14 protein-coding genes and 1 tRNA gene are annotated in these 15,752 nt (G+C 69.1%); 6 read left to right on the forward strand and 9 right to left on the reverse strand.

What is annotated here, in order from left to right; all coding sequences use genetic code 11:
• Positions 1-87: 87 nt before the first annotated feature.
• The 5 genes from HQQ78_RS04010 to HQQ78_RS04030 all read left to right on the forward strand — a co-directional run bounded on the left by HQQ78_RS04010 (position 88) and on the right by HQQ78_RS04030 (position 5,428).
• On the forward strand, positions 88-570 hold the full coding sequence (locus HQQ78_RS04010; protein WP_371740343.1) for an alpha-ketoglutarate-dependent dioxygenase AlkB: 483 nt from the start codon (positions 88-90) through the stop codon (positions 568-570).
• A gap of 87 nt (positions 571-657) precedes the next feature.
• Positions 658-1,689: a LacI family DNA-binding transcriptional regulator gene (locus HQQ78_RS04015; RefSeq protein WP_173151114.1), complete on the forward strand. Its 1,032-nt coding sequence runs from the start codon at positions 658-660 to the stop codon at positions 1,687-1,689.
• A 129-nt stretch (positions 1,690-1,818) separates the two neighbouring features.
• Positions 1,819-3,177: an ABC transporter substrate-binding protein gene (locus HQQ78_RS04020; protein WP_056046236.1), complete on the forward strand. Its 1,359-nt coding sequence runs from the start codon at positions 1,819-1,821 to the stop codon at positions 3,175-3,177.
• Positions 3,178-3,308: 131 nt separating this feature from the next.
• Entirely contained in the window at positions 3,309-4,448 is a 1,140-nt protein-coding gene (locus HQQ78_RS04025) for a carbohydrate ABC transporter permease (RefSeq protein ID WP_173151116.1), read from the forward strand.
• Positions 4,445-5,428, forward strand: a complete 984-nt coding sequence (locus HQQ78_RS04030; RefSeq protein WP_173151118.1) for a carbohydrate ABC transporter permease — start codon at positions 4,445-4,447, stop codon at positions 5,426-5,428. The genes HQQ78_RS04025 and HQQ78_RS04030 overlap by 4 nt, the downstream gene beginning before the upstream one ends.
• Before the next feature lie 176 nt (positions 5,429-5,604).
• Here the strand turns inward: HQQ78_RS04030 and HQQ78_RS04035 are convergent.
• Positions 5,605-5,680 (reverse strand) — tRNA-Glu (locus HQQ78_RS04035).
• Positions 5,681-5,782: 102 nt separating this feature from the next.
• Here HQQ78_RS04035 and HQQ78_RS04040 point away from each other — a divergent pair.
• Complete coding sequence (locus HQQ78_RS04040; protein ID WP_173151120.1) at positions 5,783-6,418, forward strand: MBL fold metallo-hydrolase; 636 nt, start codon at positions 5,783-5,785, stop codon at positions 6,416-6,418.
• A gap of 88 nt (positions 6,419-6,506) precedes the next feature.
• Here HQQ78_RS04040 and serA read toward each other — a convergent pair whose 3' ends face one another.
• The 8 genes from serA to ilvD form a co-directional block, all read right to left on the reverse strand.
• Positions 6,507-8,096: a phosphoglycerate dehydrogenase gene (serA, locus tag HQQ78_RS04045; RefSeq protein ID WP_056046242.1), complete on the reverse strand. Its 1,590-nt coding sequence runs from the start codon at positions 8,094-8,096 to the stop codon at positions 6,507-6,509.
• 160 nt (positions 8,097-8,256) lie between these two features.
• On the reverse strand, positions 8,257-8,700 hold the full coding sequence (locus tag HQQ78_RS04050; protein WP_173151122.1) for a hypothetical protein: 444 nt from the start codon (positions 8,698-8,700) through the stop codon (positions 8,257-8,259).
• Positions 8,697-9,200 carry a hypothetical protein gene (locus tag HQQ78_RS04055; RefSeq protein ID WP_173151124.1) on the reverse strand — a complete coding sequence of 168 codons (504 nt, stop codon included), beginning with the start codon at positions 9,198-9,200 and terminating at the stop codon, positions 8,697-8,699. The genes HQQ78_RS04050 and HQQ78_RS04055 overlap by 4 nt, the downstream gene beginning before the upstream one ends.
• On the reverse strand, positions 9,197-10,336 hold the full coding sequence (locus HQQ78_RS04060) for a mannitol-1-phosphate 5-dehydrogenase (protein WP_123570815.1): 1,140 nt from the start codon (positions 10,334-10,336) through the stop codon (positions 9,197-9,199). Before HQQ78_RS04060 ends, HQQ78_RS04055 begins: the two co-directional genes overlap by 4 nt.
• Positions 10,337-10,438: 102 nt before the next feature.
• A complete protein-coding gene (ilvC, locus tag HQQ78_RS04065) occupies positions 10,439-11,464 on the reverse strand; it encodes a ketol-acid reductoisomerase (RefSeq protein ID WP_159826233.1) in 1,026 nt (341 codons plus the stop codon).
• A gap of 72 nt (positions 11,465-11,536) precedes the next feature.
• Positions 11,537-12,043, reverse strand: a complete 507-nt coding sequence (gene ilvN / locus HQQ78_RS04070; protein WP_043593980.1) for an acetolactate synthase small subunit — start codon at positions 12,041-12,043, stop codon at positions 11,537-11,539.
• Entirely contained in the window at positions 12,040-13,932 is a 1,893-nt protein-coding gene (locus HQQ78_RS04075; RefSeq protein WP_082460282.1) for an acetolactate synthase large subunit, read from the reverse strand. Before HQQ78_RS04075 ends, ilvN begins: the two co-directional genes overlap by 4 nt.
• Before the next feature lie 104 nt (positions 13,933-14,036).
• Positions 14,037-15,749, reverse strand: coding sequence for a dihydroxy-acid dehydratase (ilvD, locus tag HQQ78_RS04080; protein WP_173151126.1), 1,713 nt, complete (start codon positions 15,747-15,749; stop codon positions 14,037-14,039).
• Positions 15,750-15,752 lie beyond the last annotated feature (3 nt).

Genomic DNA, 15,752 nt, shown 5'->3' on the forward strand with positions numbered 1-15,752 from the left:
GTCGACCACCTCGACCTCGGCGAGGGCGCCTGGCTTGACGTCGTCCCGGGCTGGGCGTCGAACTCCGACGCCCTCTTCGAACGTCTCGTGACCGACGTGCCGTGGCGAGCCGACCGCCGCCAGATGTACGACCGCGTCGTCGAGGTGCCCCGGCTCGTGTCGTCCTACGACGTGGGCGACGCACTCCCGGACCCCGTGCTCGCCCAGGCTCGAGACGACCTCAACGCGTACTACGCGCTCGAACGTGGCGCCCCCGTCGAGCAGCGCTTCGACCGGGCGGGGCTGTGTTTCTACCGGACGGGCGACGACAGCATCGCCTGGCACGGCGACCACGTGGGGCGCACGATCGACCGCGACACGATGGTGGGCATCCTCTCGCTCGGGGCACCGCGCACGCTCGCGGTGCGGTCCCGATCGACCGGCACGACCCGGCGGTTCCCGCTCGGCCACGGCGACCTCCTGGTGATGGGCGGCAGCTGCCAGCGGACCCACGAGCACGCCATCGCCAAGACCAAGAAGGCCGTCGGCCCGCGAATCAGCGTGCAGTTCCGACCGGTGTGGCCCACCTAGCCCGCCTCTGACGGACCGGCCGGCCGCGCGGACCACGGGGCCGTCGCTCGTATGCTGTGCACACGATCGACGACGAGGTGGACGAGTATGCCGGCAACCCGTGACGACGTGGCGCGTCTGGCAGGCGTCTCGTCGAGCACCGTGTCGTACGCCATCAGCGGGCGACGGACCATCTCCGCCGCCACCCGCCGCCGGGTCGAGGCGGCGATGGCCGAGCTGAACTACACCCCCAACGCGTTCGCCCGGGGTCTCGCCGGAGCACGGGGCGGCATCCTCGCCCTGCACTACCCCTACGGACGCCGCGGCGTCACGTCGTCCGAGTTCGAGTACGTGGCGGCGGCCACCGACCGGGCGAGAGAGCGCGGCTACCACCTGCTGCTGTGGTCGAACCCCATCGACGACGTCGAAGGACTCGGCAGCCTCGTCAGCGAAGGCCTCGTCGACGGCGTGATCCTCATGGAGCTCACCGCGCGCGACGACCGCGTCGCCGTGCTGTCGCGGTCGCGCCTGCCGTTCACGAACATCGGTCGCCCCGACGACGTCGAGGGACTCTGGTTCGTCGACGCCGACTACGACTCGCTGGCCCGACAGGCCGTCGACCACCTCGCCGACCTCGGCCACCGACGCGTGTTCTTCCTCGGTCAGAGCATCCGGGCCCCCGAGCGCGGGTCGGGTCCGCTCGACCGCACGACGAGGGCGTTGCGCGGCCCGGCCGACGAGCGGGGCCTGTCGCTCGAGACGCATGCCGCCACCGACTCCGTCCCGGGCGGCCGCCGGGCCTTCGACGCGTTCGCCGCCTCGACGGCCCGCCCCACGGCCGTGCTGGCGTTCAACGAGATGGCCCTCGCCGGCTTCGTGCAGGCCGCGGCGGCGGCAGGCCGGTCCATCCCGGACGACCTCACGGTCGTCGCGCTGAGCATCGGCGACCTCGCCGCCGAGATGACCTCGCCGCCGCTCACGACCGTCAACCCTCCCGGAGCCGACATCGCCGCCGCCGCGGTCGACGACCTCGTCGACCGCATCGAGGGTCGACGCCACGACGCCCCCCACGTCCTCGTCGCCCCCCGTCTCGTCGTGCGGGGCACGTCGGCCGCCGCCCCGTCGGAACGGACTCGCTAGCAGACGCGGTTGCGCGCCTCCTGCGAGTATGTGACACTCATCGTCGACGCGCGTCGACGACGACGTGCGGCGGACGATCACCCCGACAGCACGGGCCGTCCGTTCTTGCGACTCAATGAGGAGACACCAATGCGAGCATCCCTGCACCGCCGCTTCACGGGCCCCCTGGCCATCCTGGCGGCGTCGAGCTTCCTGTTGGCCGGATGCTCCGGCACGGCCGACCCCAACGACCCGAACGCCGGAGGCGCGGGTGCCGGTGACGTCGGAACCGCCGACGGCGTGGTCAACGTCTACGGCACGATCAACGGCGACGAGGCGACCCTGCTCGAGCAGTCGTGGGCCGACTGGGAGAAGGCCAACGACATCGAGATCAAGTACACGGGCGACAAGGAGTTCGAGAAGCAGATCGGCATCAAGGTGCAGGGTGGCGACACCCCCGATCTCGCGATCTTCCCCCAGCCCGGCCTGCTGGCCGACACGGTCGCCTCGGGCAAGGTACAGGAGCTGCCCGCCGACGCCCTGGCCAACGTAAAGGAGGGCTGGTCCGAGGACTGGCAGAAGTACGGTCAGGTCGACGGCAAGCAGTACGGGGCCCCGTTGATGGCGAGCGTCAAGGGCTACGTCTGGTACTCCCCCGCCAAGTTCGAGGAGTGGGGCGTCGAGGTCCCGAAGACCTACGACGAACTCGTCGCCCTGTCCAAGACCATCCAGGAGAAGACCGGCGGCCCGTCGTGGTGCGCCGGCTTCAACTCGGGCGAGGCCAGCGGCTGGCCCGGCACCGACTGGGTCGAGGACCTCGTCCTGCGCGAGGCCGGACCCGACGCCTACGACTCGTGGGTCGCGGGAGACACCGAGTTCACCGACCCCGAGATCAAGGCCGCGTTCGACTCGGTCGGCGACATCCTGCTCGACCCGACCCTCGTCAACGCCGGCTACGGCGACGTGAAGTCGATCAACTCGACGGCCTTCGGAGACGTCGCGACCAACGTGGCGAACGGCAGCTGCGCCCTGACCCACCAGGCCTCGTTCTTCGAGGGCTTCCTGACGGCGGCGAACAACGCCAGCGGACAGCCGGCGACGGTCGCCGAGGACGGCGACGTCTGGGCCTTCCTCACCCCGCCCATGAAGGAAGGCGACCCCGCAGCCGTCACCGGCGGTGGCGAGTTCGTCGCGGCGTTCTCGAACGACGACGACACCGCCAAGGTGCAGGCCTACCTCGCCAGCGCCGACTGGGCGAACAGCCGCGTCTCGCTCGGCGGAGTCATCTCGGCCAACAAGGGACTCGACCCCGAGAACGCCGGTAGCGACCTGCTGAAGGGCGCCGTCGAGATCCTGCAGGGCACCGACACCACCTTCCGCTTCGACGGTTCCGACCTGATGCCCAAGTCGGTCGGCTCCGACAGCTTCTGGAAGGGCATGGTCGACTGGATCGACGGCACCGACACCGACACGGTGCTCGACGAGATCCAGGCCGGCTACACCTCGTAACACCCGCGCCACAGGGGCCACCGCACGTCGGTGGCCCCTGACCCCGCGCCCGCTCGCCGCCCCGCTCGCCGCTCCGAGCGGCGGCGGCGACGGGCCGCGTCCTGCTCGGACCCGAACGTGAAAGGACAGAGATGTCCAGTTTCTTCCAGTGGCTGGCGGGAATCCCGCCCCTGGCGCAGATCCCCTTGATCCTCATCGCCTTCACCGCCCTCGTGGCCGTGGTGCTCGTCTTCGTCGAGTTCGCCCCCCGCCGAGGCACGCAGTACACGATCATCCGACTGGCCGTCTGCGTGGGCGTCCCGGTCGTCGTGCTGCTGGCGTTCGGCCTCTACAACTCGGTCATCTGGGTCGCCGCCGTCGCGGCCGTCCTGGGAGGCGGACTGTTCCTGCTCGACTACCGCTCGAAACGCGGTGCCGGCTACTCGCTGCAGCTGATCGCCTTCATGACCCCGGCCGTGTTCTTCCTCGTCATCGGCCTGATCTACCCGACCATCACGACCGCCGGCCAGGCCTTCATGAAGAACGACGGATCGGGCTTCGCCGGGCTCGACAACTTCGTCTGGGTGTTCACGAGCCCCGACGGCCTGACCGCCTTCGGCAACACCCTCGTCTGGGTGCTGCTCGCACCGATCACGGCGACCGCGATCGGCCTCGCCTACGCCGTCTTCATCGACAAGAGCCGGGGCGAGAAGTTCCTCAAGCTGCTCGTGTTCATGCCGATGGCCATCTCGTTCGTCGGCGCCTCGATCATCTTCAAGTTCTTCTACGACATCCGCCAGGGAGAACAGATCGGCCTGCTCAACGGCATCCTCGTCGCCTTCGGCGGCCAGCCCGTCGACTGGCTGGGGCTCGAACCGTGGAACACGCTGCTGCTCGTGATCGTGCTGATCTGGACCCAGGCCGGATTCGCCATGACGGTGCTGTCGGCAGCGATCAAGGGCGTCCCCGCCGAGCAACTCGAGGCGGCGTCGCTCGACGGCACCAACGGGTTCCAGGCGTTCCGGCACATCACCGTCCCCGGCATCCGAACGACCATCATCGTCGTGCTGACGACCATCTCGATCGCCTCGCTCAAGGTCTACGACATCGTCTCGGCCATGACCGGCGGACGCAACGACACGACGATCCTCGCGTTCGAGATGGTCCGGCAGTTCCAGCTCGGCAGCCGTACCGGCTACAGCTCGGCACTGGCGGTCATCCTCTTCGTGCTCGTGCTGCCGATCGTCATCTACAACGCCCGCCAGATCCAGAAGCAGAGGGAGATCCGATGACTGCCACACCCACCCCCGTCGGAGTCGCCGTCGGCTCGGGCACCGAGAGGCAGCTCAAGCGAGGAATCGCGAAGATCGAGACCTCGAGCGGCAAGCTGAAGAAGGGCACGACCAGCCGCGGCGCCACCATCGCCGCGTTGATCATCGCCGTGATCTGGACTCTGCCCACGGCCGGGCTCTTCATCTCGTCGTTCCGGCCCGCGAACGACATCAAGACGACCGGATGGTGGACCGTCTTCGCCAACCCGGGGTTCACTCTCGACAACTACGCGAACGCCCTCAACTCGGGCGACAGCCTCACGCTCGGGAAGGCGTTCCTGAACTCGCTGGTGATCACGTTGCCGGCGGCGCTGATCCCGATCACGATCGCCAGTCTCGCGGCGTACGCGTTCGCCTGGATCGACTTCAAGGGACGCAACACGATGTTCGTGCTGGTGTTCGCCCTGCAGATCGTCCCGATCCAGATGGCTCTCGTGCCGCTGCTGCGCCTGTTCTCGGACGGTCTGCGCATCGGCGGTCTGTACATCCTGCCGGGGCTCGGGGTGAACGGTCTCGACGGCTCGTTTGCGAAGGTCTGGATCGCCCACACGATCTTCGCCCTGCCGCTGGCCATCTTCATGCTGCACAACTTCATCTCGGAGATCCCGGCCGAGGTGATCGAGGCCGCCCGCATGGACGGCGCCGGTCACGGGCAGGTGTTCTTCCGCATCGTGCTGCCGCTGTCGATGCCCGCGATCGCCTCGTTCGGCATCTTCCAGTTCTTGTGGGTCTGGAACGACCTCCTCGTGGCCACGGTCTTCACCTCGGGCCAGGGCTTGCCGATCACGAAGGCGCTGCAGGACCTCTCGGGGTCGTACGGCCAGTCGTGGGAGCTGCTCACGGCCGGGGCGTTCATCTCGATCATCGTGCCGCTCATCGTGTTCTTCGCCCTGCAGCGGTTCTTCGTCCGCGGCCTGCTGGCCGGCGCCACGAAGGGCTGACCCCGTCGCAGCACGAGAGACCGCCTGGCGATCGCCCGGCGGTCTCTCGTCATGTCGTCCGGTCTTGCGCTGGGCCGGGCCGGGCCGAGTCGGACCGTGCCGTGCCGTGCCGTGCCGGACCAGGTACAGGAAACTAAGAAACCGCCAGGCGAGAGCCTGGCGGTTTCTTTCGGTGCTGGTGACCCCAACGGGATTCGAACCCGTGTTACCGCCGTGAGAGGGCGACGTACTAGGCCGCTATACGATGGGGCCGTATTTGCAACTCGTCGAGTATGCCACACCGCGCGAGCCCGTCACAAATCGAGGCACCGGCGCGTCGAGATCGACCCGCCCGACGCGCGTACAGTCGCTGTCATGCGCCTCACGAAGCTCGAACACGCCTGCCTGATCCTCGAGAAGGACGGGCGCAAGCTCGTCGTCGACCCCGGGTCGTTCACGGCTCCCCTCATCGACCTGCATGACGTCGACGCCGTCGTGGTCACCCACGAGCACGCCGACCACTGGACGCCCGACCAGCTGACCCACCTGCTCGCCACGAACCCCGGCGCGACGGTCTACGGCCCCGCGGGTGTGGCCACGGCCGCCGAGGGCTTCGACGTGCACGTGGTCGGCGACGGAGACACGGTCGAGGTCGGCCCCTTCACGCTGGCGTTCCACGGCTCGTGCCACGCGGTCATCCACGAGAGCATCCCGGTCGTCGACAACGTCGGCGTGCTCGTCGACGGATCGCTGTTCTACCCGGGTGACCAGTTCACGGTCCCGCCGGTGCCGGTCGACGTCCTCGCGACGCCCGTCGGGGCGCCCTGGCTCAAGGTGGCCGAGGTGATCGACTACGTCGCGGCGGTCGCGCCCCGACTGGCCTTCCCCACCCACGAGCAGACCCTCTCCGGCCCCGGGCTCGCCATGCACTTCGACCGCATGAAGGCGTCCGCGCAGTCGATCGGTGGCGACGCCGTGAAGCTCGAGGCGCACGAGTCGATCGAGCTCTAGCCCCACCCGCGACGGGCACTCCCCCGACGACGAACCGCCCCCCTCCGGCCTGACCGGATGAGGGGCGGTTCGTCGACGGCCGCCGTGACTACAGCGTGACGTCGATCTCGCGCAGCGTCTTGGCGTCGATGGCCACGCGCACCTTCTCGACGAGCTCGTCGGGCGCGGGGCTGTCGATGGTCAGGACGCTCAGCGCCTGGCCACCGGCGCTCTGGCGGGCGATCTGCATGCCCGCGATGTTGATGCCGGCGTCACCGAACTCGCGACCGTAGACCGCCACGATGCCGGGGCGATCGGTGTAGACCATCACGAGGTGGTGCGCCGCCAGGGGGACCTCGACGTCGTAGCCGTTGATCTCGACGATCTTCTCGACCTGCTTCGTGCCGGTCAGGGTGCCCGAGACCGAGATCTGCGAGCCGTCGCTGAGCGAGCCGCGCAGGGTGATGACGTTGCGGTACTCGTCGCTGGTCGGGTCGGTGAGCAGACGAACGGTGATGCCGCGCTGCTCGGCCAGCAACGGCGCGTTCACGTAGCTCACCGACTCGCTGACGATGTTCGTGAAGATGCCCTTCAGGGCCGCCAGCTTCAACACGCTGACGTCGTACTCGACCAGGTCGCCGCGCACCTCGACGTCGACGCTCGTCAACGGGCTGTCGGCGAGGCCGGAGAACACCTGACCGATCTTCTCGACCAGGGGGATGCCGGGTCGCACGTAGGGGTCGATGACGCCGCCGGCCACGTTGACCGCGTCGGGGACGAGCTCGCCGCCGAGTGCGAGCCGCACCGAGCGGGCCACCGAGACGCCGGCCTTCTCCTGCGCCTCGTCCGTCGAGGCACCGAGGTGCGGGGTCACCACGACGTTCTCGAGACCCAGCAGCTTCTGGTCGACCGGGGGCTCCTTCACGAACACGTCGAGTCCGGCACCGGCGATCTCGCCGGTGGTCAGGGCCTCGTACAGGCCGTCCTCGTCGATGAGGCCGCCGCGTGCCACGTTGACGACGAAGGCCGACTTCTTCATCGCCTTCATCTGCTCGAGGCCGATCATGCCGGTCGTCTCGGGGGTCTTGGGCATGTGGATCGTCACGAAGTCGCTCGTGGCGAGCAGCTCGTCGAGCGACAGCAGCGTGACCCCGAGCTGCTGGGCGCGGGCCGGCGTGACGTAGGGGTCGTAGGCGACGACGTTCACGCCGAAGGCCTGCAGGCGCGCCGTGATGAGGGCGCCGATGCGGCCGAGGCCGACGATGCCGACCGTCTTCTCGTAGAGTTCGACGCCCGTGTACTTCGACCGCTTCCACTGCCCCTGGGCCAGGGCGGAGTGCGCTGCCGGGATGTGACGCGCGAGGCTGAGGATGTGACCGACGGTCAGCTCGGCGGCGGAGATGATGTTCGACGTCGGTGCGTTGACGACCATGACACCGGCCGTGGTGGCCGCCTTGATGTCCACGTTGTCGAGCCCGACGCCGGCGCGCGCGACGACCTTGAGCGACGGGGCGGCGGCGATGGCCTCGGCGTCGACCTGCGTCGCCGACCGCACGAGGATCGCGTCGGCGTCGGCCAGGGCGGCCAGCAGTGCGGGGCGGTCGGTGCCGTCCACCGATCGCACGTCGAAGTCGGGCCCGAGGGCGTCGACGGTTGCGGGTGACAGTTCTTCTGCGATCAACACGACGGGCTTGGCCACGGGGCGGACGTCCTTCTCTGGGTGATGTTCGGTGAGGGGCCGCGACGCGCCGTGGGCGCGGCTGATGACGACTCTATCGACTCGCGCGGATCGTTACGTCCGCATGACGACGTCCCCGGCGGGCGGCGTCACGGACGCGACCCGCGCCTCCTGGGCTCGCTCAGACGGTCGTGACGTAGGCCGTCAGGGTCAGCGACACGGCCGCCACGAGACCCAGGGCCGCGAACAGCGCCAGCGTGAACTTCCACAGTTCACGACGGCGCCCCACCACGATCGCCGCGACGAAGGCCAGAGGCGGCACGACGACACCCACGATCAGCGGCACCCACGGGGGTGAGACCACCAGACCGTCGAGGCCGTTCTCACGGTAGAACTCGTTGTTCTGCGTGAAGACCTGCGGCACGAGCACGAGGTTCGAGATGGCTTCGAACAGGTCGAAGGCGAAGAAGACGGCGAAGACGATCGCCACGGCGAGGTAGAAGAAGATGGAGGCGCGGCCCGGTTCGCTCGCGTCGCCTGCCGTCACCGAGACGGCGTCGTGCTCGTGGCCGTGGTCGTGCTCGTGGTCGTGCTCGTGCTCGTGCTCGTGGCCGTGGTCGTTCATGCGGAGCCTCCCGTCACGAGGGGCCAGGGGGCCACGAGGAGCGCGCCGAGGGCCATCCACGCGAGGCGACGGCCCGTGCGATCGACGGGGACGAGGACGATGACGGCCACGAACCACGCGATCGGGGCCACCACGGCGAACAGTTCGCCGAGGTTCCACATGAGCGACGAGATCGCATCGGTGAACGGGTTGGTGAAGTCGCCGACGGCGACGATCCAGCCCGCGGCCCAGAGGAGGAACACGCCGCCGAGGACGCCGTGGACCACGAGCGACGCCGAACTCATCACCGCGGGGCCGTCGTCGACGTCGTCCTCGTCTTCTTCGTCCGGGTCGTCGGACTCGTCGACGGGCTCATCGCCTGCACCGTCCGACCGCCGGGCACGACGCGGACGACCCGTCGGCGCAGGCCCCTCGACGTGGCTGCTGTCGGCCTCGTCACCCCAGGTCAGGGCGTCGTCGGCGTCGCCGCCGGTCGGCACCCGCGGGTCGGCTGGCGTCATGCGGTGAGCTTGGACGAGACCGCCGCGAGCAACGCGGGGAACAGCGGGTGGTCGTCCTGGACGCCCGTCAGCGTGCGCGTCAGCTCGTCGGCGGCGAGGCCCGAGCTCAGCAGCGACTGCAGCTCGACGCTCTCGACGTCGTCGGGCACGGAGAAGTCGAGGGCGGCACGCACGGCGCGGACGAGTGCGTCGTAGGGCAGCCCACGCTCGGCGGCCTGGGCCGCGGGGCCGACGAACCGCTCGTGGCGGCTGAGCTTGCGGAGGGGGTTGCGGCCGACGCGTTCGGTCGTGTCGGGGAGGTGCGGGTTGGCGATGCGGACGAGGTTCTTCTCGATGTAGGACTGCTGCTCGTCGGCGTCGAGCTCGTGTTTGGCCACGAGCAGGCCCTTCGTCTCGGCGAGGACGCCGCGGACCTCGGCCATGACCTCGGCGTCGTCCAGGGCCTCACGGATGCTCGTGAGCCCCTTGCGGAACCCGTGGTAGGCGGCCGCGGCGTGGGCGGTGTTGACCGTGAAGAGCTTGCGCTCGATGAAGGGCTCGAGGTCGGCGACCCAGGTGACGCCCTCGATGTCGGGGCGGTGCTCGCCGAACGGCGTGCTCTCGACGACCCATTCGAAGAACGACTCGATGGTGACGTCGAGCGTGCCCCCGGCCTGCTCGGGCACGATCCGGTCGATGGCACAGTTCGCGAAGACGGCGTTCTCGGCCGGATCGTGCTCGCGCACCGCGGCCGCCAGCGAGTCGGTGGCGTTGATGGCGTTCTCGCACGCGATGACGGAGAGCGGCGCCCGATCGGCGGACCGCTGGGCCAGCCCCTTGGCGATGACCGGCGCGACGAACGGCAGGATGCGGGCACCGACCGCGGTGGTCACGACGTCGGCGGTCGCGATCTCGGCGACGAGGGCCGCCTCGTCGGTGCGGCTGTTGATGGCGCGATAACCGTCGACGACGGTCGTACGGCTGTCTTCACCGACCTCGTGCACCTCGAACGACGACTGCGACTGCAGCGCCCCGATCAGGTCGTCGTTCACGTCGGCGAAGACGACCTCGTAACCACTCGCGTGGAGGAACTGGGCGACGAAGCCCCGACCGATGTTGCCGGCGCCGAAGTGCACGGCCTTCTTGCTGTGAGCCATGCCATAGATCATGCCACGACGTCACCGCGCCGGCGGACGGCGAGAGGGCCCCGCACCGGGTGGTGCGGGGCCCTCTCGGGTGGTTCCGGTGCTGCGTCGAGGTCAGCGCGCAGCGCTGCCGTCGACGTAGTCGGAGTCCTGCTGCTTCCAGGCGAACAGGGCACGCAGCTCTTGGCCGGTGGCCTCGATCGGGTGCTCCTCGCCCTTCTTGCGGAGCTCCTTGAACTCGGGCGCGCCGGCGTCCTGGTCCTCGATGAAGCGCTTCGCGAAGGCGCCCGACTGGATGTCGGCGAGCACGGCCTTCATGTTGTCCTTGACGTCGGGGGTGATGACGCGGGGGCCCGAGACGTAGTCGCCGTACTCGGCCGTGTCGGAGACGCTCCAGCGCTGTTTGGCCAGGCCGCCCTCCCAGATCAGGTCGACGATCAGCTTGAGCTCGTGCAGCACCTCGAAGTAGGCGATCTGCGGCTGGTAGCCGGCCTCGGTCAGGGTCTCGAAGCCGTACTGGATCAGCTGCGAGGTCCCGCCGCAGAGCACGGCCTGCTCGCCGAAGAGGTCGGTCTCGGTCTCTTCGGTGAAGGTGGTCTTGATGCCGCCGGCACGCAGGCCGCCGATGCCCTTGGAGTACGACCAGGCGAGATCCCACGCGGCGCCGGAGGCGTCCTTCTCGACGGCGACGATGACGGGCACGCCGCGGCCGGCCTCGAACTCGCGACGGACGGTGTGGCCGGGGCCCTTGGGGGCGACGAGGACCACGTCGACGCCCTCGGGCGCCTCGATGTAGCCGAACCGGATGTTGAAACCGTGGCCGAAGACGAGCGCCTTGCCGTCGGCGAGGTTAGGCGCGATGTCGTCGGCGTACACGTGACGCTGCACCTGGTCGGGCGCGAGGATCACGATGACGTCGCCCCAGGCCGAGGCCTCGGCGGGCGTCTGCACCGTGAAGCCGGCCTCCTCGGCCTTGGCGCGGCTCTTCGAGCCCTCCTTGAGGCCGACGACGACCTCGACGCCCGAGTCGCGGAGGTTCAGCGCGTGGGCGTGGCCCTGCGAGCCGTAGCCGATGACGGCGACCTTCTTGCCCTGGATGATCGACAGGTCGGCGTCGTTGTCGTAGACGATTTCAGTCACGGTGTGGTTCTCCTTGGGTGGTGACGGTGGGGTGTCGGGGCGAGGAGGCGCGGTGCGCGACCCCTCGCGGGTTCAGTTCTTGAAGACGCGGTCGGTGATCGACTTCGCGCCGCGGCCGATGGCCAACAGGCCCGACTGCGAGATCTCCTTGATGCCGTAGGGCTCGAGCACGCGGAGCAGCGCCGTCGTCTTGCCGGTGTCGCCCGTGACCTCGATGACGAGGGCGTCGGTCGACACGTCGACCACCGAGGCGCGGAAGAGGGTGACGGCCTCGAGCACCTGCGAGCGGGTCGTGTTGTCGACGCGCACCTTGATCAGCAGGTGCTCGCGCTGCACGGACTGCGAGTAGTCCAGCTCGACGATCTTGATCACGTTGATGAGCTTGTTCAGCTGCTTGGTGACCTGCTCGAGCGGCAGTTCTTCGACGTCGACGACGACCGTGATGCGGCTCAGCCCCTCGACCTCGCTCTTGCCGACGGCGAGGCTCTCGATGTTGAAGCCGCGCCGGGCGAAGAGACCGGCGACACGGGTCAGCAGACCCGGCTTGTCTTCGACGAGCAGGGACAGGACGTGGCTCATGCGTGTTCTCCGGTCATGTCGCCGTCGCGGGTGGTGTCGGAGGCGCTCGTGCCCGGCGCCTCGTCGTCCCACTCGGGAGCGAGGGCGCGGGCGTGCTGGATCTCGGAGTTCGAGACCCCCTGCGGCACCATCGGCCAAACCATCGCGTCGCGGCTGACGACGAAGTCGATGACGACCGGGCGGTCGTTGGTCGCGAGGGCGAGCTCGATGGCCGCGTCGACCTCGTCCTCGGTGCGGACCCGGATGCCCAGGGCGCCGTAGGCGTCGGCGAGCTTGACGAAGTCCGGCACCATGCGCGTCTCGTGACCCGTGTTGAGGTCGGTGAACGAGTGGCGCCCCTCGTAGAAGAGCGTCTGCCACTGCCGCACCATGCCGAGCGACGAGTTGTTGATGATCGCGACCTTGATCGGGATGTCGTTGATGACGCAGGTGGCCAACTCCTGGTTGGTCATCTGGAAGCAGCCGTCGCCGTCGATAGCCCACACCACGCGGTCGGGCTGGGCGACCTTGGCCCCCATGGCGGCCGGGACCGAATAGCCCATCGTGCCCGCGCCTCCGGAGTTGAGCCAGGCGTGCGGGCGCTCGTACTCGATGAACTGGGCCGCCCACATCTGGTGCTGGCCGACGCCGGAGGCGTAGATCGCCTCGGGGCCGGAGAGCTGCCCGATGCGCTGGATGATCGCCTGGGGTGACAGCAGGCCGTCGTCGGGCTGGGTGTAGCCGAGCGGGAACTGTTCGCGAAGACCCTCGAGGTGCTCCCACCACGCCGCGATGTCGGGCTTGACCCCACCAGTGACCTCGGCGAACGCGCTCGTGAGGTCGGGGATGACGACCTTGGCGTCACCCACGATGGGCACGTCGGCGATGCGGATCTTCGAGATCTCGGCGGGGTCGATGTCGACGTGGACGACCTTGGCACCGGGCGCGAAGAGCTCGGCCTTGCCGGTCACCCGGTCGTCGAAGCGCGCGCCGAGGGCGATGATGAGGTCGCTCTCCTGGAGTCCCAGCACGGCCGGCACCGTGCCGTGCATGCCGGGCATCCCGAGGTGTTGCGGGTGGGTGTCGGGGAACGCACCGCGGGCCATCAGGGTGGTGACGACGGGAGCCCCGGTGAGCTCGACGAGGGCCTTGAGCTCGGCCGACGCCCCGGCGCGGATCACTCCGCCGCCGACGTAGAAGACGGGTTGCTTGGCGTCGGCGATCATCTGGGCCGCGGCGGTGATCTGCTTGCCGTGCGCCCTCGTCACCGGTCGGTAGCCCGGCAGGTCGACGACGGGCGGCCAGATGAAGGGTGCGCTGTTCTGCTGCGCGTCCTTCGTGATGTCGACGAGCACCGGGCCGGGACGCCCCGTGCTCGCGATCTGGTACGCGGCGGCGAGCGTCGCCGGGATGTCCTCGGGCTTGGTCACCAGGAACGAGTGCTTCGTGATCGGCATCGTAATGCCGACGATGTCGGCCTCCTGGAAGGCGTCGGTGCCCATGAGGGTCGAGAAGACCTGCCCGGTGATGGCCAGCAGCGGCATGCTGTCCATGTAGGCGTCCGCGATCGCCGTGACGAGGTTCGTCGCGCCGGGGCCGGACGTCGCGATCGCGACGCCGACGCGACCGGACGCGGCGGCGTAGCCCTCGGCGGCGTGCCCGGCGCCCTGCTCGTGGCGGACCAGGATGTGTCGGATCGCCGTCGAGGCCATCAACTCGTCGTAGAACGGGATGATGGCTCCGCCGGGCAACCCGAAGACGTCGGTCACGCCCAGGTGCTCGAGCGACTTGAGGATGGCGCCCGACCCGGTCAGCACGGGAGGCGCGGTCGGCGCCCCGACGGACGCGCCGGCGCTCGGCCGGGCCGTCCGCGTCGCGGTGCCGGGCGTGGGGGTGGACTCTGCAGGCATCAGTGCCGGTTCCCTGTTCGTGGTCGGTGATCGATGGTGACGGTGCGGGACGCGGCCGTGCACGGGGTGCGACGTCGCGACGGCTCGGCCGGCGGTGGGACGCGTCAGTAGGTGACGGCGCCCTCGGCCGCAGAGCGGACCTGGCGTGCGTACTTCGCGAGGACACCGCGGGTGTAGCGCGGGGGAAGCGGTGCCCAGCCGTCTCGGCGGGCTTCCAGCTCTGCGGCGTCGACGAGTAGGTCGATCGAGCGAGCGGCGATGTCGACCCGAATCAAGTCACCATCGCGCACGAAGGCGATCGGACCGGAGTCGACCGCTTCGGGTGCTATGTGGCCGATGCACAGGCCGGTTGTGCCGCCTGAAAATCGTCCGTCCGTCAACAGTAGTACATCTTTGCCGAGCCCTGCGCCCTTGATGGCCGCGGTGATGGCGAGCATCTCGCGCATGCCCGGGCCGCCCTTGGGGCCCTCGTAGCGGATGACAACCACGTCGCCGGACTCGATGCGCCCCTCGGTGAGGGCGTCCATGGCGCCACGTTCGCGTTCGAAGACCTTCGCCGGCCCCTCGAACACCGACGCGTCGAAGCCCGCCGTCTTGACGACGGCGCCCTCGGGGGCCATCGAGCCGCTGAGGACGGTGAGGCCGCCGGTCGCGTGGATCGGGTTGTCGAGCGTCCGCAGCACCTCGCCGTCGAGCGGCTTCGGCTTGATGGACTCGAGGTTCTCGGCGACGGTCTTGCCGGTGACGGTGAGGCAGTCGCCGTGCAGCAGACCCGCGTCGAGCAGCGCCTTCATGACGACGGGGACGCCACCCATGCGGTCGACGTCGTTCATGACGTACTTGCCGAAGGGCTTGAGGTCGCCGATGTGCGGCACCTTGTCGCCGATGCGGTTGAAATCGTCGATGGTCAGGTCGACCTCGGCCTCGTACGCGATGGCGAGCAGGTGCAACACGACGTTGGTCGAGCCACCGAAGGCCATGGCCACGGCGATGGCGTTCTCGAACGCCTTCTTGGTGAGGATGTCGCGCGTCGTGATGCCCTGACGGAGCATCTCGACGACGGCCTCGCCCGAGCGGTGGGCGAAGTAGTCGCGGCGGCGGTCGGCCGACGGCGGGGCCGCCGAACCGGGGAGGCTCATGCCGAGGGCCTCGGCGACGCTGGCCATGGTGTTGGCCGTGTACATCCCGCCACAGGCACCCTCGCCCGGCACGATGGCGCACTCGATCGCCTTCAGGTCGTCGTCGTTCATGTTGCCGGCCTTGTAGGCGCCCACGGCCTCGAACGAGTCGATGATCGTGACGTTCTTCTCGGTGCCGTCGCTGAGCTTGACCCAACCGGGGGCGACGCTGCCGGCGTAGAGGAAGACGCTGGCGAGGTCGAGCCGGGCGGCGGCCATCAGCATGCCGGGCAGCGACTTGTCGCAACCGGCGAGCAACACCGACCCGTCGAGCCGCTCGGCGTTCATGACGACCTCGACGCTGTCGGCGATCACCTCGCGTGAGACCAGCGAGAAGTGCATGCCCTCGTGGCCCATCGAGATGCCGTCGGACACCGAGACGGTGCCGAACTGGAGCGGGTAGCCTCCCCCGGCGTGAACGCCTTCCTTGGCACCCTGGGCCAGACGGTCGAGCGACAGGTTGCAGGGGGTGATCTCGTTCCAGCTGCTGGCGATGCCGATCTGGGGCTTGCTCCAGTCTTCGTCGCCCATGCCGACGGCACGGAGCATGCCTCGCGACGTGGTGGCCTCGACGCCATCGGTGACGACGCGGCTGCGCGGTTTGATGTCGATCCCGTCCGGGGTGGGCTTCTCTGGCATGGG

This window comes from Frigoribacterium sp. VKM Ac-2859, from assembly GCF_013204925.1.
Taxonomy (GTDB): domain Bacteria; phylum Actinomycetota; class Actinomycetes; order Actinomycetales; family Microbacteriaceae; genus Frigoribacterium.

What these genes read in the sequence shown, in the direction of transcription:
- HQQ78_RS04015 (WP_173151114.1), top strand. Translation starts at nt 658, where the DNA reads ATGCCGGCAACCCGTGACGACGTGGCGCGTCTGGCAGGCGTCTCGTCG.
- HQQ78_RS04020 (WP_056046236.1), top strand. Translation starts at nt 1,819, where the DNA reads ATGCGAGCATCCCTGCACCGCCGCTTCACGGGCCCCCTGGCCATCCTG.
- HQQ78_RS04025 (WP_173151116.1), top strand. Translation starts at nt 3,309, where the DNA reads ATGTCCAGTTTCTTCCAGTGGCTGGCGGGAATCCCGCCCCTGGCGCAG.
- HQQ78_RS04030 (WP_173151118.1), top strand. Translation starts at nt 4,445, where the DNA reads ATGACTGCCACACCCACCCCCGTCGGAGTCGCCGTCGGCTCGGGCACC.
- HQQ78_RS04040 (WP_173151120.1), top strand. Translation starts at nt 5,783, where the DNA reads ATGCGCCTCACGAAGCTCGAACACGCCTGCCTGATCCTCGAGAAGGAC.
- HQQ78_RS04050 (WP_173151122.1), bottom strand. Translation starts at nt 8,700, where the DNA reads ATGAACGACCACGGCCACGAGCACGAGCACGAGCACGACCACGAGCAC.
- HQQ78_RS04055 (WP_173151124.1), bottom strand. Translation starts at nt 9,200, where the DNA reads ATGACGCCAGCCGACCCGCGGGTGCCGACCGGCGGCGACGCCGACGAC.
- HQQ78_RS04060 (WP_123570815.1), bottom strand. Translation starts at nt 10,336, where the DNA reads ATGGCTCACAGCAAGAAGGCCGTGCACTTCGGCGCCGGCAACATCGGT.
- ilvN (WP_043593980.1), bottom strand. Translation starts at nt 12,043, where the DNA reads ATGAGCCACGTCCTGTCCCTGCTCGTCGAAGACAAGCCGGGTCTGCTG.
- HQQ78_RS04075 (WP_082460282.1), bottom strand. Translation starts at nt 13,932, where the DNA reads ATGCCTGCAGAGTCCACCCCCACGCCCGGCACCGCGACGCGGACGGCC.
- ilvD (WP_173151126.1), bottom strand. Translation starts at nt 15,749, where the DNA reads ATGCCAGAGAAGCCCACCCCGGACGGGATCGACATCAAACCGCGCAGC.